The 985-nt window shown below is 75.7% G+C and carries 2 pseudogenes; one reads left to right on the top strand and one right to left on the bottom strand.

Going from position 1 to position 985, the window contains the following annotated elements:
- Positions 1-260 (bottom strand): annotated as a pseudogene (locus FV223_RS28525) (apolipoprotein N-acyltransferase); the annotation flags it as partial.
- On the opposite strand from FV223_RS28525, the pseudogene lnt reads away from it, so the two are divergent.
- A pseudogene (gene lnt, locus FV223_RS28520) lies at positions 233-985 on the top strand (apolipoprotein N-acyltransferase); the annotation flags it as partial. The pseudogenes FV223_RS28525 and lnt overlap by 28 nt on opposite strands.

Here is a 985-nt window from a genome sequence, read left to right as displayed (position 1 = left end):
GGGCCGAGGCGGCTGCGCGGATGCGAGCCGGTGGCGAGCGTCGCCGGCGCGGCGCAGACGAGGACGGCGAGCAGCGTCAGGCCGTAGAGCCCGACGAGGGAGGCCGACTGCATCAGCCAGAGGTTCTGGCCGAGCGCCATGCCGAGGGTGTTCCAGGGGAAGCCGGTGAAGACGTGCCCGCGCACCCACTCGGCGCCCGCCAGCCCGAAGGCGAGGCCGGCGATGCGCGCCGACGCACATCCTCTGGCCGGAATCGGCCTTCCCGTTCCTGATCCAGCGCGATCCCGCGGCGATGGCGCAGGTCGGCGCCGGGCTGGAGCCCGGCCAGCACCTGATCACCGGCGCGGCCCGCGCCGAGGAGCCGCTGCCCGGCGAGCGCCTGCGCTACTTCAACGCGATCATGGCGATCGAGCCCGGCGGCCGCATCGTCGACAGCTACGACAAGGTCCACCTCGTGCCGTTCGGCGAGTACCTGCCCGCGCCCCTCGACGCGGCCCTGCGGGCGGTGGGCCTGCGCCAGTTCGTGGCCGTGCCGGGCGGCTTCTCGGCCGGGACGCTCGCCGGCCAGCGCATCCTCAACGTGCCGGGCCTGCCGCCGGTGGCGGCGACGATCTGCTACGAGGCGATCTTCCCCGGCGCGATCCTGCCGGCCGGCGCCACCGCCGCCGATCGGCCCCCCGGCCTGATCCTGAACGTGACCAACGACGCCTGGTTCGGCGACACGCCTGGCCCGCGCCAGCACCTGGCGCAGGCCCGCCTGCGCGCCGTCGAGGAGGGCCTGCCGCTGGTGCGCGACGCCAACACCGGGATCTCGGCGGTGATCGACGCGCACGGGCGCGTCGTCGCGCAGCTGCCGATCGAGCAGGAGGCGGTGCTCGATGCCGACCTGCCCGTCCGCATCCTCGGCGGCACCCTCTACGGCCGGGCCGGCGACTGGCCCTTCGCGGCGATGCTCGCCGCCTGCCTCGCGGGCGCCCTCCGGGCC

The sequence above is a fragment of the Methylobacterium sp. WL116 genome, from assembly GCF_008039455.1.
In the GTDB taxonomy this organism is placed as follows: domain Bacteria; phylum Pseudomonadota; class Alphaproteobacteria; order Rhizobiales; family Beijerinckiaceae; genus Methylobacterium.
The sequence above is the reverse complement of the archived record's forward strand: the minus strand, read 5'-3'. Positions and strand labels throughout refer to the sequence as shown.